Origin of the sequence: Uliginosibacterium sp. H1 (genome assembly GCF_036017065.1) — a bacterium.
Taxonomy (GTDB): domain Bacteria; phylum Pseudomonadota; class Gammaproteobacteria; order Burkholderiales; family Rhodocyclaceae; genus Uliginosibacterium.
This window is the reverse complement of record NZ_JAYXHR010000002.1, coordinates 1,057,264-1,081,142: the sequence shown is the minus strand read 5'-3', so window position 1 is coordinate 1,081,142 and position 23,879 is coordinate 1,057,264. Positions and strand designations below refer to the sequence as shown.

20 protein-coding genes are annotated in these 23,879 nt (G+C 66.1%); 9 read left to right on the top strand and 11 right to left on the bottom strand.

Features of this window, described 5'->3' with window-relative positions:
- The first annotated feature begins 554 nt into the window (after window positions 1-554).
- The 3 genes from VVD47_RS14485 to VVD47_RS14475 all read left to right on the top strand — a co-directional run bounded on the left by VVD47_RS14485 (window position 555) and on the right by VVD47_RS14475 (window position 5,985).
- A complete protein-coding gene (locus tag VVD47_RS14485; RefSeq protein ID WP_327604194.1) occupies window positions 555-1,211 on the top strand; it encodes a peroxiredoxin in 657 nt (218 codons plus the stop codon).
- A gap of 294 nt (window positions 1,212-1,505) precedes the next feature.
- On the top strand, window positions 1,506-3,419 hold the full coding sequence (locus VVD47_RS14480; RefSeq protein WP_327604193.1) for a TonB C-terminal domain-containing protein: 1,914 nt from the start codon (window positions 1,506-1,508) through the stop codon (window positions 3,417-3,419).
- Between the two features lie 271 nt (window positions 3,420-3,690).
- Window positions 3,691-5,985, top strand: coding sequence for a kelch repeat-containing protein (locus VVD47_RS14475; RefSeq protein ID WP_327604192.1), 2,295 nt, complete (start codon window positions 3,691-3,693; stop codon window positions 5,983-5,985).
- A 70-nt stretch (window positions 5,986-6,055) separates the two neighbouring features.
- On the opposite strand, the gene VVD47_RS14470 is transcribed toward VVD47_RS14475, so the two are convergent.
- The 7 genes from VVD47_RS14470 to VVD47_RS14440 all read right to left on the bottom strand — a co-directional run bounded on the left by VVD47_RS14470 (window position 6,056) and on the right by VVD47_RS14440 (window position 14,991).
- Window positions 6,056-6,622 (bottom strand): DsbA family protein, encoded by a 567-nt coding sequence (locus VVD47_RS14470; RefSeq protein WP_327604191.1) that lies wholly within the window; start codon window positions 6,620-6,622, stop codon window positions 6,056-6,058.
- A gap of 106 nt (window positions 6,623-6,728) precedes the next feature.
- Entirely contained in the window at window positions 6,729-7,577 is an 849-nt protein-coding gene (locus VVD47_RS14465; protein ID WP_327604190.1) for a right-handed parallel beta-helix repeat-containing protein, read from the bottom strand.
- Window positions 7,578-7,923: 346 nt separating this feature from the next.
- Entirely contained in the window at window positions 7,924-9,174 is a 1,251-nt protein-coding gene (gene sstT / locus VVD47_RS14460; RefSeq protein WP_443080987.1) for a serine/threonine transporter SstT, read from the bottom strand.
- A gap of 322 nt (window positions 9,175-9,496) precedes the next feature.
- Window positions 9,497-13,207 carry a methionine synthase gene (metH, locus tag VVD47_RS14455; protein ID WP_327604189.1) on the bottom strand — a complete coding sequence of 1,237 codons (3,711 nt, stop codon included), beginning with the start codon at window positions 13,205-13,207 and terminating at the stop codon, window positions 9,497-9,499.
- A gap of 213 nt (window positions 13,208-13,420) precedes the next feature.
- On the bottom strand, window positions 13,421-13,942 hold the full coding sequence (locus VVD47_RS14450; RefSeq protein WP_327604188.1) for a hypothetical protein: 522 nt from the start codon (window positions 13,940-13,942) through the stop codon (window positions 13,421-13,423).
- Between the two features lie 8 nt (window positions 13,943-13,950).
- Window positions 13,951-14,463, bottom strand: a complete 513-nt coding sequence (bamE, locus tag VVD47_RS14445; RefSeq protein WP_327604187.1) for an outer membrane protein assembly factor BamE domain-containing protein — start codon at window positions 14,461-14,463, stop codon at window positions 13,951-13,953.
- A gap of 15 nt (window positions 14,464-14,478) precedes the next feature.
- On the bottom strand, window positions 14,479-14,991 hold the full coding sequence (locus VVD47_RS14440; protein WP_327604186.1) for a hypothetical protein: 513 nt from the start codon (window positions 14,989-14,991) through the stop codon (window positions 14,479-14,481).
- 182 nt (window positions 14,992-15,173) lie between these two features.
- Here VVD47_RS14440 and VVD47_RS14435 point away from each other — a divergent pair, with 182 nt between their 5' ends.
- The 6 genes from VVD47_RS14435 (at window position 15,174) to VVD47_RS14410 (ending at window position 20,536) form a co-directional block, all read left to right on the top strand.
- Window positions 15,174-16,283 (top strand): branched-chain amino acid ABC transporter substrate-binding protein, encoded by a 1,110-nt coding sequence (locus VVD47_RS14435; protein WP_327604185.1) that lies wholly within the window; start codon window positions 15,174-15,176, stop codon window positions 16,281-16,283.
- Between the two features lie 144 nt (window positions 16,284-16,427).
- The gene (locus VVD47_RS14430) at window positions 16,428-17,360 is read left to right on the top strand and encodes a branched-chain amino acid ABC transporter permease (protein WP_327604184.1); all 933 of its coding nucleotides are present in this window, start codon (window positions 16,428-16,430) and stop codon (window positions 17,358-17,360) included.
- 24 nt (window positions 17,361-17,384) lie between these two features.
- Window positions 17,385-18,497: an ABC transporter permease subunit gene (locus VVD47_RS14425; RefSeq protein ID WP_327604183.1), complete on the top strand. Its 1,113-nt coding sequence runs from the start codon at window positions 17,385-17,387 to the stop codon at window positions 18,495-18,497.
- A complete protein-coding gene (locus VVD47_RS14420) occupies window positions 18,494-19,267 on the top strand; it encodes an ABC transporter ATP-binding protein (protein WP_327604182.1) in 774 nt (257 codons plus the stop codon). Before VVD47_RS14425 ends, VVD47_RS14420 begins: the two co-directional genes overlap by 4 nt.
- Window positions 19,257-20,021 carry an ABC transporter ATP-binding protein gene (locus VVD47_RS14415; protein WP_327604181.1) on the top strand — a complete coding sequence of 255 codons (765 nt, stop codon included), beginning with the start codon at window positions 19,257-19,259 and terminating at the stop codon, window positions 20,019-20,021. The genes VVD47_RS14420 and VVD47_RS14415 overlap by 11 nt, the downstream gene beginning before the upstream one ends.
- 14 nt (window positions 20,022-20,035) lie before the next feature.
- Entirely contained in the window at window positions 20,036-20,536 is a 501-nt protein-coding gene (locus VVD47_RS14410; protein ID WP_327604180.1) for an acyl-CoA thioesterase, read from the top strand.
- 25 nt (window positions 20,537-20,561) lie between these two features.
- On the opposite strand, the gene VVD47_RS14405 is transcribed toward VVD47_RS14410, so the two are convergent.
- The 4 genes from VVD47_RS14405 to VVD47_RS14390 all read right to left on the bottom strand — a co-directional run bounded on the left by VVD47_RS14405 (window position 20,562) and on the right by VVD47_RS14390 (window position 23,863).
- Window positions 20,562-21,356: an alpha/beta hydrolase gene (locus tag VVD47_RS14405; protein ID WP_327604179.1), complete on the bottom strand. Its 795-nt coding sequence runs from the start codon at window positions 21,354-21,356 to the stop codon at window positions 20,562-20,564.
- A 12-nt stretch (window positions 21,357-21,368) separates the two neighbouring features.
- Window positions 21,369-21,986: a glutathione S-transferase family protein gene (locus VVD47_RS14400; RefSeq protein ID WP_327604178.1), complete on the bottom strand. Its 618-nt coding sequence runs from the start codon at window positions 21,984-21,986 to the stop codon at window positions 21,369-21,371.
- Window positions 21,987-22,075: 89 nt separating this feature from the next.
- Window positions 22,076-22,837: a LytR/AlgR family response regulator transcription factor gene (locus VVD47_RS14395; protein WP_327604177.1), complete on the bottom strand. Its 762-nt coding sequence runs from the start codon at window positions 22,835-22,837 to the stop codon at window positions 22,076-22,078.
- The gene (locus tag VVD47_RS14390) at window positions 22,838-23,863 is read right to left on the bottom strand and encodes a sensor histidine kinase (protein WP_327604176.1); all 1,026 of its coding nucleotides are present in this window, start codon (window positions 23,861-23,863) and stop codon (window positions 22,838-22,840) included. It lies immediately after the preceding gene.
- Window positions 23,864-23,879: the final 16 nt, after the last annotated feature.

Here is a 23,879-nt window from a genome sequence, read left to right as displayed (position 1 = left end):
CGCGTCGCAGCGCGCGGCCGTGGATGCGCATCCGTGCGGTACGGCCCGCACACACAGAGTCGCCTTCGCGCGCGACGATGACCGCCCTCTAGCTCTCTAGCTCTCTAGCTCTCTAGCTCTCTAGCTGTGAGGTCGACAAGGTCGTCGCATCTCAGCCCGGCCCCGGCATCCCGATCCGCCTCGGGCCGCCCCCGGGCAGGCGTCGCCGGCCCAATGGAGATGCGACAGTCACGGCAACGGCACTGAATTTGCGTGATGCCCGGACAACGCACAATGGTGGCTTGCCACTCCGCCCAGCCCTCACCCTGCAGGGTCATCGGCACGCGAGGCCAAACGCCGGCCCCCTCAGCTCCGCAGCGACATCCAGGCATTTGCAAGTGCCGGAAAGTCATGAAGCGCGTCGCGACGCGGTGCTAGTATTTTCCGGCTCCACTTCGCAAGAACACCCCGGGAAGGTGCTCGCACCTGCGCGGCACGTCACCGGCGCCCGCAGGCGGACCGCCTTCCCGTTCCCACCCACGCCATACGTGAATACGTACAACAGAGAGGTCACCATGTCCCTGCGCATCAACGACACCGCACCCGACTTCACCGCCAATACCACCCAGGGCACCATCAACTTCCACGAGTGGATCGGCGACGGCTGGGCCATCCTGTTCTCGCATCCCAAGGACTTCACCCCGGTGTGCACCACCGAGCTGGGCTACATGGCGAAGATCGAGCCCGAGTTCACCAGGCGCGGCGCCAAGCTCATCGGCCTGTCCATCGACCCGGTGGAAAACCATGACAAGTGGGCCGTCGACATCGAGGAGACCCAGGGCGCGAAGGTCAACTACCCCATGATCGGCGACACCGACCTGGCCGTGGCCAAGCTCTACAACATGCTGCCCGCCGACGAGGCTGGCACCAGCGAAGGCCGCACCGCCGCCACCAACGCCACCGTGCGCTCGGTGTTCATCGTCGGGCCGGACAAGAAGATCAAGCTGATGCTCACCTACCCGATGACCACCGGCCGCAACTTCGACGAAATCCTGCGCGTGCTCGACTCCATGCAGCTCACCGCCAAGCACAAGGTCGCCACCCCGGTGAACTGGAAGCAGGGTGACGACGTCATCATCACCCCCGCCGTCACCAACGAAGACGCGGAGAAAGCCTTCCCCGGCTTCAAGACCATCAAGCCGTACCTGCGCACCACCAAGCAACCCGGCTGACCGGTACTGCGCGCGCTGCAGCGCGCATCACGCTGCCTGAAAGGCCCGCATCGCGCGGGCCTTTTTCCTTGGCCGCCGAGGACGATGCAAGGCCCGCCCACGCCCGGCGTCACAGGCAGAAGCCCGCCGGACTCCCGCTGCGCGGCAGTGGCGCATCCAGCCCATACGCCACATCAACCGCCGGTCACCGCACGGCCCCGAGAGACTGTCCCCGCCATGTTCCGCACCGAAGGATGATAAAAAGCAGGCTACGACCTCCCCGGCGCCACGCCCGCACACCGAACAGGGCCTGACTTGAGAACCGACCCCGCCTCGCTGCGCGAGCGCCGACGCCTCGGCGCCGCCCTGCTGCTCTCGCTGCTGGTGCATGGCCTGCTGCTCAACCTCAGTCTCAGCGGTCAGGGCCTGGGCCTGCCGGGGCTCGACTTCTGGCGGGAACGCCGCTTCCAGGCCGATGACCTGCGCGTCGTGCTCGCCCCCGCACCCGCCACGACTCCTGCCACGGCGCCACCTCCCACGCCCGCCATCGCCCCCGGGCCCGCCATGCCGGACGCCAGCACGTCCGCCACGGAGAGCAACGCCCCCCCGCTGCCCCCCCCGCCCTCCGGCTTTCCGTCTGCGCAGCCAGCCGCCAACGCCACCACCGTCACCCTGCCGACACCCGGCAGCGACACGGCCGGCACTGCCGAGGCCGTCGCGCCCGAGCCGCCGGCGCCGCCCCGGCCCCCACCACTCCCCAGCCCCAACCGCCCGCCCGTGCTCACCAGGCCGGAGCCCTCTCCCGCCACCGTACTGGTCACGCCCGACACGCCGCCAGCGGTGGTGCCGGAGATCGCGCCCGACCAGAGCGCGCCGGTCGCCGAGATCGACAAACCGGCGCCGGTACATGCCGCCGAGGCAGCACAGAGACTGGCCGAACAACAGGAACAGGCCCGGCAGGAATCCGTCCGCCTCGCTGCGGAACGCGGCGAGACCATGCGACAGGAGCAGGCGCGGCAGGCCGCCGCCGAGCGCGAAGCCGCACTGCTGGAGGCCGCCCGCCTCGAAGCCGCCCGCCAGGCCGCCGTCCAACTGGAGCGCGAGCAGGCCGATGCCCGGCGACGGGATGCCGAGCGCCGCGAGGCGGCACGCATCGAGGCCGAGCAACGGCAACAACGCGAGCAGGAACTCGCCCGCCAGGAAGCCGCGCGCGTCGAAGCCGTCAGACAAGCCGCCGCCGTCGCCGAGCGCGAACGCACCGAGGCGCTGCGGCAGGAGGCCCAGCGCCTGGAAGCGATACGACAGGAACAGGCGCGTCTCGCCGCGCAACGCGAGGCCGAGCGGATCGAGACGGCGCGCGCAGAAGCCGCCAGGGTGGAAGCAGCCCGTCTCGAAGCCGAGAAGCAGGAGATCGCCCGCCTCGAAGCCACGCGCCGCGAAGCGGAACGTCGCGAGGCCGAACGCCGGGAAACGGAACGCCTCGAAGCCCAGCGCGCCGAACAGGCCCGGCAGGCGCAGCTGCAGCGCGAACGTGCGGAGGAAGCCGCAAGACAGGAAGCGGCGAGAGCCGAAACCGCCCGACAGGACGCTACACGGGCCGAGGCGGCGCGCATCGCAGCCGAAAGGGAAGCCACCGCCAGACAGGAACGCGAACGCGCCGAAGCACAACGTCAGGAATCCGCCCGCCAGGAAAGCGCGCGACAGGAACAGGCCAGAGCAGCCAGGGCCCAGCAGGACGCTGCCCGTGCCGCACAGGAGGCCGCCCGCGAAGAGCGTCTACGCGCCATCGGCCGCCAGCTCGACGAAGAACGCGCCCAACGCGACGCTGCCGCCGACGCCCTGACATCACCGCGCCCGCCCCTGCCCAGCGCCAGCAGCATCCGCCGCGCCCGCCTCTTCGGCCGCAGCGACCCCAACCAGGAACTGATCCTCTACGCCGAAGCCTGGGCCCGCAAGATCCAGCTCAACACGCCCATCGACACCGTGCGCGAACTGGCGAGGCAGCCGCACACCCAGCCGCTGGTCACCGTGGCGCTACGCAGCGACGGCTCGGTGGAAGCGGTCACCTTCGTCGTGTCCAGCGGCGTGCCTGCCGTCGATGCCGCCGTCCGCAAGATCGTGGAAAGCGCCGCGCCCTATCCGCCTTTCTCAGCGGGACTGGCGCGGGAGTACGACGTCATCGAGTTGCGCCGGAGCTGGGTGTTCGACAACGCCATACGGCTGCAGTAGGCCAGATCGGCACGGCCTCCCAACACCCGCGATACAAGCAATGCGGGCTGCGTGTGGGCTCGTCGACAGGCCATGCAGAAGCTCCCTGCTGCGCACCGCCTCACCAAAACAAACGGCTCCTGCGTCCGGGCATTGCCGGCCGCCGCTCATCAGGTGGCTGCCCGCTCTTGCGGGCATGCCAACAATGTCCTGCATGGCGCCGTCGTTATAGTCCTGCCACCCTGGGGAAATGGGTCCGCAGGGGCGCGCACTCACTCACATGGAATGACACATGCACAGGCTCCGCACGTCCAACCGGCAGCACCGCAGCATTCTGGCAGTCCTCGTTCTCTTCTTTCTTTCCCTCTTTTCTACTCTCTCCCCGGCCACGACCAGCACGGGCAGCACGACCGTGCCACGCATGATGCACAGCGCGAGCACGCTGGCCGACGGGAAGATATTGCTCGCCGGCGGTTATGCCCGGCCCGGCACCCCACCTTACGCAAGCGTAGAGCGCTATGACCCGGCGACAGGCGTGTTCACTGCCGTTGCGCCGATGCTGCAGGCACGGACAGAGCACGCAGCTGTCACCTTGAGGGACGGCCGAGTGATGGTCTTCGGCGGTTCGATCGTGACAAGCCCGGGGCTCGTTGGCACGGCGAGCACCGAGATCTGGGACCCCGCCACGAATCAATGGACCGCAGCGGCCAACATGCATGTCGTACGAGCCCGAGCGATGGCGCGCCTCTTGCCAAGCGGCAAGGTCTTCGTCATGAATCCGGACAGCTACAGCACAGTCCGGTTTGCGGAGATCTACGACCCGGCTACAAATACGTTCACGCAGACCGGCAGCATGATTGATGTCACCGGCTGGCACGGACTGGTAGTGCTGCAGGACGGCCGCGTGCTCAAGGTGGGGGGCTATGCAAGCAACTATCTGAACCGCGCCGAGATCTGGGATCCGGCAACGAATCAATGGAGCGCGACGGGATCGATGGGACAGCCCCGCCAGGACGTGCGCCCCTTCCTGCTAAGCGACGGCAAGGTACTTGTGCCGGGTGGCAGGAACACCTCCTCCCTCTCGAGCACCGAGATATACGACCCCGCAACAGGCCAGTTCCTGGCCGGCCCGGCAATGCCTATCGCCACCGCAGTAACGTCCGCCACGGTGCTCGACAATGGCGACGTCATCGTGATGGGCGACTACACGCGAAATCTGATTCGCTATCAGGCGGCCTCCGCACAATGGAACCTGACCGGCCCGAAACGGGCGGCCGTACGTAGCAGCACGGCGTCATTACTGCCCGGCGGCGACCTGCTGCTGGTCGGCGGGGCGGAGCTGAACGATGCGAACAGCACGGCGCAGATCTGGGCCAAGGCATGTTCGCCGCAAGTCATTGCGCTGTCCGGCAGCAATTCGCAGACTTTGGCTGCCAGTGGTGGCCAGGTCATCTTTACGCTGACAGCCGCACCGGGCTGCCGGTTCGAGATCGCCAACGTGCCCGCCTGGCTGACGGCGAGCGCGGTGGGCCCGCAGACCATGCCGGCTTCCGGTAGCCTGGCCCTCACGTTTACGGCCACGACCAACTCTACAGGCGCCTCCCGCAACGTGACGCTGTCGCTAGGCAACAATGCCGCCAGCATCACCCAGCCTTCGAGCGCTTCGTGCCCGGCACCGACGGTGTCACCGCCCAGCCTGAGCGTCACCGCGCCGGCCACGACCAGTTCGCTGCAGGTGAGTGTGAATGCCGGCTGCGCGTGGAGCCTGAGCGGCCTGCCGTCCTGGATCACACCGACTTCAGCCACCAGTGGTTCCGGCAACGGCACCGTGACCTTCCAGGTTGCAGCGAATGCCGGCAGCGCGCGCAATGCGTCCCTGCTGGTCTCCAGCGGCGGTTATGGCAGCAGCGTGCAGGTGAGTCAGGCAGCGGCCGGAACCTGTACTTCCGTGCTGATGTTGAATCCGACCTTCCTCAGTTTCGGCGCGGCCGCTACATCGTCGTCGATCCAGGTGAGCGCGGCGTCGACCTGCACCTGGAGTCTCAGCGGCCTGCCGAGCTGGGTGACGGCCACATCCGCGACCAGCGGCACGGGCAACGGCTTTGTCTCGTTCCAGGTGGCAGCGAATACCGGCAGTGCTCGCTACGCGACCGCCCAAGTGTCCGCCTCGGGCGTAACGAGTACCTTCAACCTGAATCAGGCTGCAGCCGTGGTGCCCCCGGCAAGTTGCAGCACGCACATCACGAGCGGCAGCTATACCGGCAATCTGGTGGCCGGCTGTCCGGCAGGTGCGCGCGGCTCGTCGTACAACACGTATCGCTACACCTTCAATGCCGCACCGGGAAATCTCGTTTCCATTCAACTCAGCTCTTCGGCATTCGACACTTACGTCTACCTGAAGAATCCGAGCGGCACGGTGATCGCCGCCAACGATGACGGGGGCGGCGGCACCAATTCTCGGATTCCCGCCGGCAGTGGTGTCTTCACGCTGCCTGCTGGCAGCGCGGGCGTCTATTCCATCGAGGTGACCAGCTATTACTCGGGCTCCACGGGTGCCTACAGCCTGACGCTGGGTCTCACGCAGTAGCACGGCAACAGACGCCGGTCTGCAGATATCCCTGCCGACCGGCGTACTCTCTCAGGGCTGGCAATAGCGCTTACGCAGCCAGTCCGATCTTCTGCAGCCACACCCCCACCTCATCCCCACTACTCATGTCCGGCACCAGTAGTCCATCGACCACGAAGCTCGGTGATACATGGATGCCGTTCTGCCGCGCGTAGCGGGCCTGCCACTTCACGGCCTGCGTCAGCGCGCTGTCCTCGAAGGCGGCACGCAAGGCAATGCCACTCAGTTCCTCGATGCGCGCCAGCAATTCGGCCGGCGACTTGTCCAGCAGCGGGCCGCGGCAGTGGTCGGTGGGTTCGAACTCTTCACGATGCGCGTAGATGGCGGCCATGACCTTGCGCGCGGCTTCGCGTCCACCTGCAGTCGTGGCCGCGGCGAGGATGGCGCGCGTGGTGACCGGCGTGAACATGTGCCAGGGCTGCGGCTGCAGCCGGATCCTGATCGTCAGCTTGTCTGCGCCCGCCAGCGCGAGCAGTGCGTCGAGCTTGCCGAAGGCGCGTCCTGAATACGGACAGGTCGGCTCCAGGAAGACTTCGAGGACTTTCCTGCCGTGACCCCATTCCAGCGGATCGGGGGTGAGGGATGTGCTGTCTGCCATGTTGCGTGCTCCATGAATGCGAAGGGCGGCCTCGCGGGGCCGCCCTTCAGTCTGAACCATGCGGGGAGGACGGGTCATCCTCCCCTGGTTACATCTTCAATACCGATCAGTTGTGGATCGTGCCGCCGCAATCCGCGCTGATGGAGTTGCCGGAGCCGCCACGGATGCGGCAGTTGGCCGAACCGGTGCTGCGGACCTTGCCGCCCTGGACCTTGGTGTTGGTGGAGTCCTGGATGTAGATGCCTTCGCTCGTGGAGGAAGCGATGTCCACGCTCTCGACGGTGGTGCCGCCGCTGTTGCTGACGCTGAAGAAGCCGCGGCCGGAGTTGCGCGAGTAGATCTTCTTGACCTTGACGTTGGGGCCGTTGCCGTTGGCGACGCGGAAGGTGGCGTAGCCGCCGCCCTGGTTGTTGTAGGTGCCCTTCACGGTGCCCACGGTGCCGTTCTTGCTCTTGTTCAGCAGCAGGCCGCTGCCGCCCGAGCGGTCGATGGTCACGTCACCGATCTTGAAGCCATTGGCATTCCAGATCTCGATGGCCTGGCCGCCCACGTCGCTGCCGGTGATCTTGTCCATCACCAGGCCACTGGCATCGCCGTCGATGTCGAAGCGGATGCCGCCCACACTGTTCTTCATGTTGGTCATCTTGAAGTTGGTGATGGTGGCGTTGGTGCAGTTGCGCGCCAGGATGGCGTAGCGCGGGCTGTTGGTCACGGTGACGTTCTTGATGGTGACCTTGTCCTTGCCCCAGCAACGGAACAGGCCGTTGTCCTTGATGTTGCTGCCGTCCAGCGTGCGGCCGCCGAAGTCGTAGGTCTGGCCGCTCTCCACGACGATGGGCGACGTGGGCTTCGAGGGGATCTTGCTGGTGTCGGCGGCGTGGGCCTGGAAGGCGACAGCCGGGGCAATCATCAGGATTGCCAGCACGGGCAGTTTTGCTGCGCGGTAAGTAGTCATCTCTGTGTCCTCCTTATGGACGGGTTGCCTCTGATTCTGGTTGTTGTGATGCCGCCGGAAACGCGCGGCCAGAGTCAGGCTAGCACACGAGAAAACCCCCGCTTTCGGGCCGCCACGCCAGCAAATGCGGCAAACGTCATGAACGCAAGAAACACTGTTTCGATGCTGCGCCGCAACCCTTCAGATTCACGTGACAACGGAATCGCATGGGCCCGATTGCTGCACCTGCGCCAGCCACACCAGAAAGTTCACCAGGCGCTGGATGTCCGCACCGAAGGTCCACCTCAAACGACAAAGGGGCCATCGGCCCCTTTGTCGTTCGGTCCTCGAAAACACCGCTGCGGTGTCAGCCCACGCCGTGCCCGGCCTGGCGGGTGGCCGGCTGGTCTTGCGGATGGGCCATGCAAGCTGCGGCGGTCAGCAGCACGTCGGTCGAACTGTTGAGCGCGGTTTCAGCTGAGTCCTGGATCACGCTGATGATGAAACCGATGGCGACGATCTGCATCGCGACGTCGTTCGACATGCCGAACAGGCTGCATGCCATCGGAATCAGCAGCAAGGAGCCACCGGCGACACCCGAGACCCCGCATGCGGCGAGGCTTGCCACCACGCACAGCAGCAGCGCCGTCGGCAGGTCGACCGGGATGCCCAGTGTCTGCGTCGCCGCCAGCGTCAGCACCGTGATGGTGATGGCCGCGCCGGCCATGTTGATCGTGGCGCCGAGCGGAATCGACACCGAGTACGTGTCTTCGTTGAGGCCCAGCTTCTCGCACAACTGCAGGTTCACCGGAATGTTCGCCGCCGAACTGCGGGTGAAGAACGCGGTGATGCCACTTTCGCGCAGGCAGGTGAAGACCAGCGGATACGGATTGCGGCGGGTCACCACGGCGACGATCAGCGGGTTGACGACCAGCGCGACGAAGGCCATCGAACCGAGCAGCACCAGCAGGACATGGGAATAGCGGCCGAGCGCCGAGAAGCCCGTCTCGGCCACCGATTCCGCAACCAAGCCGAGCACGCCCAGCGGCGCGAAGCGGATCACCACCTGCACGATGCGCGACACGGCATTCGAGACATCGGCGAGGAGCTGCCGGGTCGGCTCGCTGCTGTGATGCAGCGCGAAGCCCAGCGCGACGCCCCAGCCCAGCACGCCGATGTAGTTGGCGTTGGCCAACGCGTGCACCGGGTTGTCGAACACCTGCAGCAACAGGCTGCGCAGCACTGCGCCGATGCCGCTCGGTGGATTGCTTGCGTCTGCGGCGCTCACCAGCGTCAGCGTAGAGGGAAACAGGAAGCTGGCGCAGACCGCCACCACCGCCGCGGCAAAGGTGCTGATCAGATACAGCAGCAGCACCGTGCGCATGCCTGTCGCGCTGCCACGCCGCTTGTTGGCGATCGACGACGCCACCAGCAACAGCACCAGCAGCGGCGCCACGGCCTTCAGTGCGCCGACGAACAGGGCGCCGAACAGGGATGCGGCCTTGCCTGCGTCGGGCCAGGCCAACGCGAGCAGCGCGCCGCAAATCATGCCCGCGAGGATGAGCAGCACGAGGTTGCCGCGCATGTAGGCGGAGAAGATTCGGGAAACGATGCGCATGGAGCCGGGCCCTGGGTCTGTGATGCTGCGTCGATGAGGCGCCTTCCCGGTCAAACCGACTTTCGTGGCTTTGAAAAGCACCGCCTGATGCACTGCCTGCCGCGGGCCGCATGCCAGCCGGCTGCCTGCAGTCGGGTCATTATCTTGCGACTACGGCCGTCCGGAGGGCATCTCCGTCAACAAAGGCGGGAAAGAGGCTCTGCGCCCCCGACTGTTGCCAGCCGGGCGGGCGGCCGCCCACGCGGCGCCAGACGCCTGTCGGCGACGACCGACAGGCAACGGGCCGCGATTGCGGCCCGTTGCATGGACACCTCTCACCCCGTCACAGCAAGGGCGCCAGCCAGCGCCTGGCCTCCGCCTCGCTGAAGCCCGCACGCTGCGCCCAGTCCTTCAACTGGTCCTCGGCGATCTTGCTGACGGCGAAGTAGTGCGAGTCGGGGTGCGCGAGGTAGAAGCCGCTCACCGCCGCGGCCGGGTTCATCGCGAAGGTTTCGGTCAGCGTGAGGCCGATGGCTTCTTCCGGGTTGATGAGGCGGAACAGCTCGCCCTTGGCCGTGTGGTCCGGGCAGGCCGGGTAGCCGGGCGCGGGGCGGATGCCGGTGTACTTCTCGGCGATCATCTCGTCGTTGGTCAGGCTCTCGTTTGCGTCGTACGCCCAGTACTCCTTGCGCACGCGCTGGTGCAGCCATTCGGCCGCGGCCTCGGCGAAGCGGTCGGCAATCGCCTTGAGCATGATGGCCTGGTAGTCGTCGTGCTGGGCTTCGTAGTCAGCGATGCGCTTTTCCAGGTTGCGGCCGGCGCTGACGGCGAAGGCGCCGATCCAGTCCGGCACGCCGCTGCCCGCATCGGCGATGAAGTCGGACAGGCAGTAGTTCGGCTTGCCCTCGGGACGCTCGTGCTGCTGGCGCACGCCGTGCCAGCGCGCGATGACCTCGCTGCGCGACTCGTCCTTGTAGATCAGCACGGTGTCGTCCTGCGTGGCAGCGGGGAACAGGCCGAATACGGCATGCACCTCGATCCAGCGCTGGTCGATGGCCTGCTTCAGCATCTTCTGCGCGTCGTTGAAGACGTTGGTGGCCGTCTCGCCGACGACGGAGTCGGTGAGGATCGCGGGATACGGGCCGGCAAGGTCCCAGGTCTGGAAGAAGGGGCCCCAGTCGATGTAGTCCACCAGCGTGGCGACGTCGATGTTGCGCAGGCGCTGGATGCCGGGACGCGAAGGCTTGACCGGCACATAGGCCGGGTCACCGTTCCATTTGAAGCGGTTGGCACGGGCCTCGGCCAGCGTCACGAGTTTGACGCCCTTCTTCTGCGCGTGCTGCTGGCGGACACGCTCGTAGTCGGCGGCGATCTCGGCGACGTAGGTGTGGCGCTGGTCCTTCGACAACAGGCTGGTGACGACGCCGACGGCGCGCGAGGCGTCCGGCACGTACACCACCGGGCCGTCGTAGTGCGGCGCGATCTTGATGGCGGTGTGGGCGCGGCTGGTGGTGGCGCCGCCAATCAGCAGCGGCAGTGCGCTGTTGCCACCATCACCGCCGAAGCCGAGACGCTTCATTTCGCTGGCGACGAAACTCATCTCCTCCAGCGACGGCGTGATGAGGCCGGACAAGCCGATGACCTGCGCGCCATGTTCCTTGGCGGCGTGCAGGATCTTCTCGGTGGGCACCATCACACCGAGATCGATCACTTCGTAGCCGTTGCAGCCGAGCACGACGCCGACGATGTTCTTGCCGATGTCATGCACGTCACCCTTCACGGTGGCCATGACGATCTTGCCCTTGTTGGTCGCACCGGTGCGCTTCTTCTCTTCCTCGATGTAGGGGATGAGGTGCGCGACGGCCTGCTTCATGACGCGGGCGGACTTCACCACCTGCGGCAGAAACATCTTGCCGGCGCCGAAGAGGTCGCCCACCACGCCCATGCCATCCATCAGCGGGCCTTCGATGACGGACAGCGGCGGCTTGCCCGCAGCCTCCAGCTTGGCGCGTACTTCTTCCGTGTCTTCGACGACGAACTGGGTGATGCCTTTCACCAGCGCATGCGACAAGCGCTGCTCGACCGGCCATTCGCGCCAGGCGAGGTCCTGGCCGGATTCCTTGGCCTGGCCCTTCACGGTCTGGGCGATCTCCACCAGCGCCTCGCCGGCGTCCGGGTGGCGGTTGAGCACCACGTCTTCCACCTTCTCGCGCAGGACAGGGTCGAGGTCGTCATACACGCCGAGTTGACCGGCGTTGACGATGCCCATCGAGAGACCATTCTTGATGGCGTGGTACAGGAAGACGGTGTGAATCGCCTCGCGCATCGGCTCGTTGCCGCGGAAGCTGAAGCTCACGTTCGACACGCCGCCGCTGGTCTTGGCATAGGGCAGGTTCTTGTGGATCCAGCCCACGGCTTCGATGAAGTCGACGGCGTAGTTGTTGTGCTCCTCGATGCCGGTGGCGATGGCGAAGATGTTGGCGTCGAAGATGATGTCTTCCGGCGGGAAGCCGATGCCCACCAGCAGGTCGTAGGCGCGCTTGCAGATCTCGATCTTGCGCGCATAGGTATCGGCCTGGCCCTTCTCGTCGAAGGCCATGACCACCGCCGCAGCGCCGTAACGCATGCACAGGCGTGCGTGATGCAGGAAGGATTCGACACCCTCCTTCATCGAGATGGAATTGACGATGCCCTTACCCTGGATGCACTGCAGGCCGACCTCGATGACCTCCCACTTGGAGGAGTCCACCATGATCGGCACCTTGCTGATGTCCGGCTCGGACGCGATGAGCTTGAGGAAGCGCTCCATCGCGGCCTTGGAGTCCAGCATGGCCTCGTCCATGTTGATGTCGATGACCTGCGCGCCGTTCTCCACTTGCTGGCGTGCGACGGCCAGCGCGTCATCGAAGCGGCCCTCGATGATCATCTTGGCGAAGGCGCGCGAGCCGGTGACGTTGTTGCGCTCGCCGACGTTCACGAACAGGCTGCCGGCGCCGACCGAGAAGGGCTCCAGGCCGGAGAGGTTGAGGCGCGGTTCCAGCTTCGGCACCGCGCGCGGCGCGATGCTGGCGACAGCGTCCGCCACCGCCTTGATGTGGGCGGGCGTGGTGCCGCAGCAGCCGCCGACGATATTGAGGAAGCCGGACGCGGCCCACTCGCGGATGTCGCCGGCGAGTTGTTCCGGCGTCTCGTCGTAGCCGGTGGGCGCCAGTGGGTTCGGCAGGCCGGCGTTCGGGTGGGCGGACACGTAGGTGTTGCACACGCCGGACAGCTCGGCGACGTACTGGCGCAGCTCCTTGGCGCCCAGCGCGCAGTTGAGGCCGATGCTGATCGGATTGGCATGCGCCAGCGAGTACCAGAAGGCGGTCGCGGTCTGGCCCGACAGCGTGCGGCCGGAGGCGTCGGTGATGGTGCCGGAGATCATGATCGGCAGCGTGCGGCCGATGTCCTCGAAGAGCTTCTGCACGGCATATACCGCGACCTTTGCGTTCAGCGTATCGAACACCGTCTCGATCAGCAGCAGGTCCGCGCCGCCTTCCATCAGGCCTTTGGCGGACTGGTAGTAGTCCTCCGCCAGTTCGTCGAAGCTGACGTTGCGGAAGCCGGGGTCGTTCACATCCGGCGAGATGGACAGCGTGCGCGAGGTCGGGCCGATGACGCCAGCGCAGTAGCGCGGCTTGGCCGGATTCCTCGCGGTGTACTCGTCGCAGAGCTCGCGCACCAGACGCGCGCCTTCGACGTTCAGTTCGTACGCCACCTCTTCCAGCCCGTACTCCGCCTGCGACACGCGGGTGGCGTTGAAGGTGTTGGTCTCGATGATGTCCGCGCCAGCTTCGAGGTATTCGCGGTGGATCTCGCTGATGACCTCCGGCTTCGTCAGCACCAGCAGGTCGTTGTTGCCCTTGATGTCGCGGTTGTAGTCCGCGAAACGCGCGCCGCGATAGTCCGCCTCGCCCAGCTTGTACTGCTGGATCATGGTGCCCATGCCGCCATCCAGGATCAGGATGCGTTGCTTGAGCAGGGCGGCGATTTCGGATGTGCGGTCTGGTTGCATGGCGGACTCACGAAGGGCGCGGCAAGAAGCCGCGCCGGAAAAACAAAAAACCCGTTGGCCAGTGGGCGCAACGGGTTCATTGAAGCAGACGGGAACCTCGCTCGCTTTAGCCGTATTTGTTACGCGCCCGCAAGCTGAACGAAGCCTGATCCGTCAAATCGGCGCGAAGGCGGGAATATGCCGCCAAGCGCCGAAGTTTGTCAATCAAAACAATCAGTTGATCGATTGAAGCACGTCGTAGTAAGCCGTCCGTGTCACCCGGTCGTTGCGGAAATAGACAACGAAATGGCGGCCATCGCGGGAACCTACATTGCGGATGGTCCAGTCCCACACGTCCTCGTCCGTCATGCGCGAATGGACTTTCTCCGGGTTCGCGCAGAGCTTGCGTTCCACTTCGTCCCTCGTCATCGCCTTCTGGATGCTCGACAGGTTCTCTCCGGAGAATCCGTCCAGCGTGGACACCACCTTGTCGGTGGCATCGACGGTCACGAAGTAGCAAAGGTCGCTGAGGGGCTGGTTGGAGAACTCCAGCGTGCGAGTCTTGTTGCCGTTGTCGAGAATGCGCTTGGGCTTGCCGAAGCGCTGGGTGGCTTCTGCCAGCGACATGCCCGGCTTGATGGCCATGAAGGCGCCCTCGGTACTCCAGCTACCGCAAGCGGACAGCAGCAACGCGGCCATCACCGCCGGCAAGGCACTACGGAAACGGCGGCTGCAACGGGCATTGAAGTAAGGCATGGTCAGTCCTAGAAATCGGTGAGCGTCCAGAAGTCGCGCGAATCATAGTAGCTTTGACTGGTTCGCGCGACTTTGCCGTCCTTGAAGTGGACGTTGAAGCGCATGCCGGACATGACTCCGGGGTCGCGTACGTTCCAGTCCAGCACGGTCTCGCCGCTGAGCTTGTAGGTATTGGTCTGGCGCGGCGAACCCAGCAGGCGCAGCACCTGCTCCTCGCTCATGCCGGCGGCGACGCGCGCCAGGTTTTCCGGCTGCAGCGCGTTGTCCACCCGCAGCACCTTGCCGTCCGCCCCGACGGTGACCATGTAGCAGGCCGTCCCGTAGGGTTGCTGGGGGTACTCCAGCGTTTCGGTGCCATCGGCGTTCTTCCAGACATGCGCCGGCCGGCCGGCCTTTGACACCACATGCTCGCGTGTCTGGCCCTGCTCGATGGTGAAAGGAATGAAGGATGCGCAGGCGGTCAGGCCGATGGCCAGCGCAGTGCACATCAGGACGGACTGGAGAAGCGATCGGGTACGCATGACGTTCCTGCCTCCTTAGAAAGCGATGGGGCCACGATGGCGCCCGGACGCGCCGGTGTCCATCACGGTGCCGTCGGCACCGGAATGGGCGTTGAAACGATGCTCGGGCGCGATCACCCGTTCATGAAGGCCCGTCGCACCGCCCACGACCGCGGCGGGAAAGCGCTCGCAGTGACGGGTCGGCACGACAGACACTGCACGGATTCGCCTGTCATGCCTGAGCGCAGCCCGTGAAAGGCTGGCGCCTTGAAATGCCTCCGGCAGTCGACGCAGCAAACCGGCACGATCCGCGACACACACCCGGGTCTGAAGCCCCGGCGGCGCACCGGCATGCACCCGGTCCGCCCTTCCTTGCACGCGATGCCACCCCATCGTGGGGCGCACGGCTTGCGCATGCACGGCTTCGGCGCAGCGGGCATCGGAATCTGGCGCGAGGCCGGCGATGCGCGCGGTCGGCCGGCACAGCGAAGCCACCGGCAAAAGCCTTTGCCGTACCGCTGCCGATATCGCTTCGTTGCGCGTGATCATTGCACTTGCATGATAGTCGCTGTTTGACGCCGAAGCTGTTGCCGCTGGCCCGCAACTTGCAGCGGGTCCGCCCGGCGTCGCTTGTTACGCCACCGTTTTTTATTTATAAGACTGCACGTGTATGTCGGCCGTCGGGGCGCGTTGCCCTGTTGGTTCCTTGTCACGTCAGACTGGAGGAAGCAATGAAGAAGTCTTTGATCGCCCTCGCGCTGCTCGGTTTCGGTGTTGCAAACGCGCAGGAGCAAGTCGTCAAGATCGGCCAGGTTTCTCCGCTCACCGGTGGTCAGTCCCACCTGGGCAAGGACAACGAAAACGGCGCCCGCCTGGCGCTGGAGGAATACAACGCCAAGGGCCTCACCATCGGCGGCAAGAAGGTCAAGTTCGAGATCATGAGCGAGGACGACCAGGCCGATCCGAAGACCGCCACCACGGTTGCCCAGCGCATCGTGGACGCCGGCGTGAAGGGCGTCGTCGGCCACCTGAACTCCGGCACCTCGATCCCCGCCTCGCGCATCTACCACCAGGCCGGCCTGGTGCAGATCTCGCCGTCCGCCACCAACCCCACGCTGACCAACCAGGGCTACCCCGGCGTGTTCCGCGTGATGGCCAACGACGTGCACCAGGGCAAGGTGCTGGGCGAGTTCGCGGTGGCCAAGCTGGGCAAGAAGGTCGCCATCATCGACGACCGCACCGCCTACGGCCAGGGCCTCGCCGACCAGGTGGACAAGGCCGTCAAGGCTTCCGGTGGCACCGTGACCAACCGCGAATTCACCACCGACAAGGCGGTGGACTTCAAGGCACAGCTCACCAAGATCAAGGCGCAGAACCCGGACGTGATCATGTACGGCGGCATGGATACGCAGGCCGGCCCGATGCTGAAGCAGATCAAGGAGCTGGGCATCAATGCCAAGTTCCTGGCCGGTGACGGTGGCTGCTCGTCCGAGATGTTCAAGCTCGCCGGCGACGCCATCGGCGCCAACGCCTATTGCTCCAACCCCGGCGTGCCGCTGGCCAGCATGCCCGGCGGCAAGACCTTCAACGAGCGCTTCAAGAAGCGCTTCAACGTCGACATCCAGGTGTATGCGCCGTATGCCTACGACGCTGCCTCCGCCATCGTGGAAGCCATGAAGGCCGCCAATTCGGTGGAGCCGGCCAAGTACCTGCCGGCGCTCAAGAAGGTGAGCTTCGACGGCGTGACCGGCAAGGTCAGCTTCGACGACAAGGGCGACATCAAGGGCGGTGCCATCACGCTGTACCAGGCCACTGGCGGCAAATGGGAACCGATGAAGTAAGCCGGATCTTGATCCAGCTCACGGCATGACCACGAACGGGGCGACTGCGCAGGCGGCCGCCCCGTTTCGTTGTGAGCGGCCAGGGCCGCTCATGCCAGAATCGCCCTGCAACGCACCTCTCTCCAGACACATCCCGGCCCGCTCATGGAAACCCTCCTGCAACAGATCGTGAACGGCCTCGTGGTCGGCAGCGTGTACTCGCTGGTCGCGCTCGGCTACACCATGGTGTACGGCATCCTCGGCCTCATCAATTTCGCCCACGGCGACGTGATGATGATCGGTGCGCTGGTCGCACTGCAGGCCATCCTCTTCGCCCAGAAGATGTGGCCCTCGCTCGGCCCACTGGCCCTGGTCGGCATCGGCCTGGCGGTCGCCATCCCCACCTGCATGCTGCTGGGCTACGTGGTGGAACGCACGGCCTATCGCCGCCTGCGCAACGCGCCCCGCCTGGCCCCGCTGATCACCGCCATCGGCGTGTCCTTCCTGCTGCAGACGCTGGCGATGATCATCTGGGGGCGCGGCTACCACAGCTTCCCGCAGCTGATCTCCACGGTGCCGATGCAGCCCGTCGAAGGCGTCTTCGTCACGCCGGTGCAGATCACCACGCTGCTGGTGTCGGCATCGCTGATGGCCGCCCTGCTGCTGATCGTGAACCGGACGCCGCTGGGCCGCGCCATGCGTGCCACCGCGGAGAACCACCGCGTGGCCAGCCTGATGGGCGTGGACACCAACAAGATCATCGCCATCACCTTCATCATCGGCTCGGCGCTGGCCGCGATCGCCGGCGTGATGGTGGCGTCCAACTACGGCATCGCGCACTACACCATGGGCTTCCTGCCGGGGCTCAAGGCCTTCACGGCAGCGGTGCTCGGCGGCATCGGCAACATCGGTGGCGCCATGCTGGGCGGCATCGTGCTGGGCCTGGTGGAATCCATCGGCGCCGGCTACATCGAGACCTGGAGCTTCGGCTTCCTGAACTCCAGTTACCAGGACATCTTCGCCTTCATCATCCTTGGCGCCGTGCTCATCTTCCGCCCCACCGGGCTGCTGGGCGAACGCGTGGCCGACCGGGCCTGAGGCCCTCAGGGACCGCACACAACCATGAACGAACTCGCTGCCGCCATTCCCTGGCTGGGCACGCGCCATCCGCGTGCCGCCCGCTGGCTGGTCATCGTACTGATGATCACCGCCCCGCTGATCGCCGCCTTTTTCGGCCGCACCTGGATGCGCGTGCTGGACTTCGCGCTGCTCTACGTGATGCTCGCGCTGGGCCTCAACCTGGTGGTCGGCTTCGCCGGCCTGCTGGACCTCGGCTACATCGCCTTCTACGCGGTGGGCGCCTACACCTGGGCCTTCCTCGCCTCGCCGCACTTCGGCCTGCACCTGCCGTTCTGGATCGTGCTGCCGGCAGGGGCGGCCTTCGCGGCGCTGGCCGGGCTGATCCTCGGCACGCCGGTGCTGCGCCTGCGTGGCGACTACCTCGCCATCGTGACGCTAGGCTTCGGCGAGATCGTGCGCATCTTCATGAACAACCTGAACTACCCGGTGAACATCACCAACGGGCCGCAGGGCATCAACGCGCTGGACCCGATCATCATTTTCGGCTGGGACATCTCGCGCAACTGGCAGGTCACCGACAACCTGTCGGTCAACTCGCTGCTCTTCTACTACTACGCCTTCCTCGCCTGCGTGATCGGCTCGGTGATCTTCATCCAGCGCATGCAGGTGTCGCGCATGGGCCGTGCCTGGGCGGCGATCCGCGACGACGACCTCGCCGCCAAGGCCATCGGCATCAACGTGCGCAACGTGAAGCTGCTGGCCTTCTCGCTGGGCGCCACCTTCGGCGGCGTGGCCGGCGGCCTGTTCGGTGCCTTCCAGGGCTTCGTGTCGCCGGAGAGCTTCTCGCTGATGGAATCCATCATGGTGCTGGCGATGGTGGTGTTCGGCGGCATGGGCAACCTCGGCGGCGTCATCGTCGGCGCGCTGATCCTGTCCTTCCTGCCCGAGATCCTGCGCCATCACGCCGTGCCGCTGCAGCAGGCGGTGTTCGGCACCGTCATCCTCGATCCGGAGGTTCTGCGCCTGCTGATCTACGCGCTGGCCCTCATCCTGATGATGGCCCTCCGGCCAGCCGGCCTGATCCCGGCCCACTCGCGCTACTCGCGTCCCGAACTCCTGAAGGCCGAGCCGACGCCGGCGGAGGGTCGCGCATGATCCGCCTGCTGGAGGCCCGCGGCATCGCCAAGCGTTTCGGTGGCGTGCAGGCGCTGTCGGATGTGTCGCTGTCGATCAACAAAGGCGAGATTTACGGCCTGATCGGCCCCAACGGCGCCGGCAAGACCACCTTCTTCAATGTGCTGACGGGTGCCTACGTCGCCGATCAGGGCGAGTTCATCTTCGCGGGCGCCGAGCTCCCGCGCGGCAAGCCTCACGAGGTGGTGGCGCGCGGCATCGCCCGCACCTTCCAGAACATCCGCCTGTTCCGCGACATGACCGCGCTGGAGAACGTGATGGCCGGCCATCACATCCGCATGAAGGCCAACGTGTGGGGCATCCTCACGCAGAACCGCGCCACCCGCGAAGAGGAACGCCTGGCCACCCTGCGCGCCTACGAGCTGCTGAAGTACGTCGGCATCGAGCGCTACGCCGACACCACGTCGAAGAACCTGTCGTACGGCGACCAGCGTCGTCTGGAAATTGCCCGCGCGCTGGCCACCGAGCCACAGTTGCTCGCACTCGACGAACCCGCCGCCGGCATGAACGCCACCGAGACGGGACAGTTGCGCACGCTGATCGAGACCATCCGCGGCGACGGCGTCACCGTGCTGCTGATCGAGCACGACGTGAAGCTGGTGATGGGCCTGTGCGATCGCGTGGCGGTGCTGGACTTCGGCAAGAAGATCGCCGAGGACGTGCCCGGCGTGGTGCAGCGCGATGCCGCGGTGATCGAGGCTTACCTGGGCGGAGCACATCATGCTCATTGACACCCCCCGCACCCCGACCGCCGCAGCCACTGCCACGCAACCGATCCTGCAGTTGAAGGGCGTCAGGATCAGCTACGGCCAGATCGCCGCGGTGAAGGGCATCGACCTCGAACTGCATACCGGCGAGCTGGTGTGCCTGATCGGCGCCAACGGCGCCGGCAAGACCACCACGCTGAACGCGATTGCCGGCACGCTGCCGATCGCCACCGGCAACATCCTCTACCAGGGCCAGCACATCGAAGGGCTGCCCGCCCACCAGCGCCTGCGTCGTGGCCTGGCGCTGGTGCCGGAGGGGCGCGGCATCTTCACCCGCCTGACGGTGGAAGAGAACCTGCGCATGGGCGCCTACACCCGTCGCGACAAGGACGGTGTGGAAACGGATCTGGAACGCGTCTACACCCTGCTGCCGCGCGTGAAGGAACGCCTCGCCCAGGTGGCCGGCACGCTCTCCGGCGGCGAGCAGCAGATGGTCGCCATCGGCCGCGCCCTGCTGTCGCGCCCGAAGCTGCTGCTGCTGGACGAGCCTTCGATGGGCCTCGCCCCGCTGGTGGTGGAGAAGATCTTCGAAGTGGTGCGCACCGTCATGCGCGAGGGCGTCACCGTGCTGCTGGTGGAGCAGAACGCTAACCTCGCGCTGGAGTTCGCCCAGCGCGGCTACGTGATGGAAAGCGGCCTGATGACGCTGACCGGCACCGGCAGCGAGTTACTGCACGACCCGCGCGTACGCGCCGCCTATCTCGGCGAACTCGACTAAAGGACCGGAAGAAGATGGAAGACGGCCTGCCCTCTCACCAACTCTCCATGACCGTGCTGATGACGCCGGACATGGCCAATTTCTCCGGCAACGTACACGGCGGCGCCGTCCTGAAGCTGCTGGACCAGGTGGCCTACGCCTGCGCCAGCCGCTACGCCGGCACCTACGTCGTGACGCTGTCGGTGGACCAGGTGAACTTCCGCCAGCCTATCCACGTCGGCGAACTGGTGACCTTCCTGGCCTCGGTGAACTTCACCGGCAACACCTCGATGGAAATCGGTGTGAAAGTCATCACCGAGAACATCCAGAAGCGCGTGGTGCGTCACGCCAACAGCTGCTTCTTCACGATGGTGGCGGTGGACGAGGACTTCAAGCCGACACCGGTGCCGCCACGCACGCCTGTCACACCGGATGAGATCCGCCGTTTCGAGGCGGCAAAGCTGCGCAAGGAGTTGCGGCAGGAGTTCGAGCGCCGCGCCCACGCGGTGCGTGCGACGACCGCCAGCGGTAGCTGAGTCCGGCCCCAGGGCCGCAGTCTCGCTACAGGCCGCGCTCGTTCAGCCAGGCGGCGATGCGCGCTGCGCCGATTTCCCAGTTGGATTCCAGCATCATGGCGTGCCCCGTGTCCGGCAGTATCTCCACCGGCACGCCGTAGCTTTCACCGGTGTGGCGCACCTGCTCGGCCGGGATGATGCGGTCGTACTGCGCGCCCAGCACCAGCATCGGCGGGCGGTACATGCGCGCACGGTTGGGCAGGTTGAAAAACGTCATGTCCCATACCGCGCGCATCGATTCCGGCTGGAAACGCAGGAACAGCTCCTGCAGGCGATCCCCGTCCACCGGCAGATGGAACAGGGCCTCGCGCACCGTGGCGAGGTGAGGCAGGCCGCCGCCCATGATGCGGTTGAGGTCCAGCAGGACGTTGGGCGTGTTCATGAACATGCCCAGCGTGGAGCTGATGAGGCCGGTGGGCGGCACCGACGACATCAGCACGACGGCCGGCACGTCTTCGACCTCGAGGAATTTCTGCACGACCATGCCGCCCATGGAGTGCCCGATGAGTACCGGGCGGGCGCCCAGGCCGGCGGCAACCTCGCGCACGTCGTCGACGTAGTTCTCGATGCTCAGGATGTCGAGGTGCGCCCGCCCGCGGCTGGCGCCATGACCGGACAGGGACAGCGCGTAGGACGACCAGCCCTGCTGCGCGAAATAGGGCAGGAAATCGTCGGCCCATTGCCAGGCACCGGCGTAGGCACCATGCACGAACAGCAGGGGGGTAGGCCGCGCCGGAGCCTTGGGCAGGCAGTGGATGACTTCCAGGTCGCCAGACAGCATGCAGACTCCGCGTCAGCCCTGCACTTTCAGCATGCGCCGGACGGCGGGACGCTTGGAGATGCGCTCATACCAGTCCTTGACGCCGGGAAAGTCCGCCAGCCGGGCCTGGTGCATGGCGTGGCGGTGGATCCACGGCCAGGTGGCGATGTCGGCCACCGAGTATTCATCGCTGGCCAGCCACTCCTCGTCCTGCAGGCGGGACTCCAGCACGCCGTAGATGCGCCGGCTTTCGCTGACGTAGCGGGCCACGCCATAAGGCACGACCTGCGGAGCACGCAGGAAGTGGTGGGCCTGCCCGAGCATCGGCCCGACCGAGCCCATCTGGAACATCAGCCACTGCAGGGCCTCGTACTTGCCGCGTACGTCATCGGCCAAGAAACGGCCGTACTTGCCGGCCAGGTACAGCAGGATCGCGCCGGACTCCACGAGGGTGATCGGCTTGCCCTCGGGGCCGTTGCTGTCGACCAGCACCGGGATCTTGTGATTGGGGTTGAGCGCCAGGAACTCGGGGGCGAACTGGTCGCCACGGCCGATATTGATCGGCTTCACCTCGTAGGTGACGCCGAGTTCCTCCAGCATCAGGGAGACCTTTTGCCCGTTGGGCGTCGGCCAGTAATAGAGGGTGTACACGAGGGCTGCTCCGGTTGCCACGAGCGACGAGAGCGCAGTGTAACCGGAGCGGGTATTGGCGGGCAGCCCGTGGGGGCAGTCCGGGCGGGTCAGCCCCCCAGGGCAGCCCGCGCGCTGGCCCACTGGCGGCGGCTGATCGGCAGCGCATCCGGCACGTTGGCCAGGCGCACCGCCCAGTGGCCTTCGCCACCGTCATCGGCCGACACCCGCTCGAAGCCGGTCACCGCGGCGCGGGACACCAGGCAATTGCGGTGGATGCGCACGAAGCGGTCGGGAAACTCCTCCTCCAGCTTGACCAGCGACTCTTCCAGCAGGTACTCGCGTTCCGCAGTCCGGGCGGTGACGTACTTCAGCTCGGCCTTCAGGTACAGGACTTCCTCGATAGGAATGAGGTGGATGCGGCCACGCTCGCTGCAGGTCAGGTGGCCACGCGGCTCGGCCACCCGGTCCAGCGCCTCGCGGGTGATCGGCGCGGAGCGGCGCACCTTGTCCAGCGCCTGCGACAGGCGATCGGCACGCACCGGCTTCAGCAGGTAGTCGACGGCGTTCAGCTCGAAGGCCTGAACCGCGTATTCGTCATAGGCCGTCACGAACATGATGCGCGGCGGCGGGTCCAGCCGGGTGGCATGCTGGGCGAACTCGATGCCGTCCATGGCCGGCATGCGGATGTCCACCAGCAGCAGGTCGGCCTGCACGGTCTCCAGCAGGCGCAACGCTTCCACGCCATTGCCGGCCATGCCGACGATGCGGGTGGGCTGCTCGGCAGAGATGTCGCCCAGCAGGTCGCGCAGGCGCTCACGCGCAGGCGCTTCGTCGTCGACGATCAGTACATCGAGCGGTTGGTTGTCCATTCATTTTTCCTCTCGCCGCAAGGGAATGCGGATCGTAACCCGGAACTTGCCTTCCACTTCCTCGGTGACCATGTTGGCGTCCAGGTCGAAGAACAGCATCAGGCGCTCGCGGATGTTCTGCAATGCCATGCGGTTGCCGCTGGCACGCCGGGCATGCGTCGTCGCGGGGTTGCTGATCTCGAATTTCACGCCGTTGCCGCGCCGCGCAATGCGCACGGTGATGACCCCCGGCTCCGGATTGGGCTCGATCCCATGATAGACGGCGTTTTCCAGCAAGGGCTGCAGCATGAACGGCGGCACCTTGGCGTTGAGCGGCGCGTACTTCAGGTCCCATTCCACTTTGAGGCGGTCGCCCAGCCGCAGGCGCTCGAGGTCGAGGTAGCGATGGCACAGGTCGATCTCGTCGCACAGCGTCACCAGTTCGCGCGAGTCGCGCATCAGCTCGCGGAACAGTTCGGCCAGCGCCTCCAGCGCATGCTCCGCCCGCTTCGGGTCGGACCGTATGACGCCCAGCACCCCGTTGAGGCTGTTGAAGAAGAAGTGCGGCCGGATGCGCGCGGTGAGCGCAAGGATGCGCGCCTCGTCCAGCGCGGGGATCTGCTCGATCTGCCGCCAGCGGAAATAGATCGTGACGATCAGCGCTGCGCTGGCCGCCCACAGCGCGCGCCGCGCCACCGCCTCGGAACTCTCGGCCGAGATGAAGGCATGGGTGAGCAGCGTCATGCCGACCGCCATCAGGGCAAGTACGTAGGCGAAACCCTCCCAGCTGCGCCGTGCCAGCCAGGGGGCGATCAGGTAGACGAGCAGCGCGCACAGCAGCAGCGGCAACTCCAGGCGGCCGGCCATGACGATGAAATCGCGCAGGATGTCCTCCGCGCGGTTGGCGCGGACCAGCGCAGTGGCGAGTGCCAGCAGGTTCACCAGCAACAGCATGCGCAGGATCGCGCCGACGTTGCGGAAGTCCGGAATCGCGCAACGGGCGGGGTCCGGCGCAGGGCGCGAGGGCGATTGCTTTATACTTGCCATCTATTTTTCACTCGCG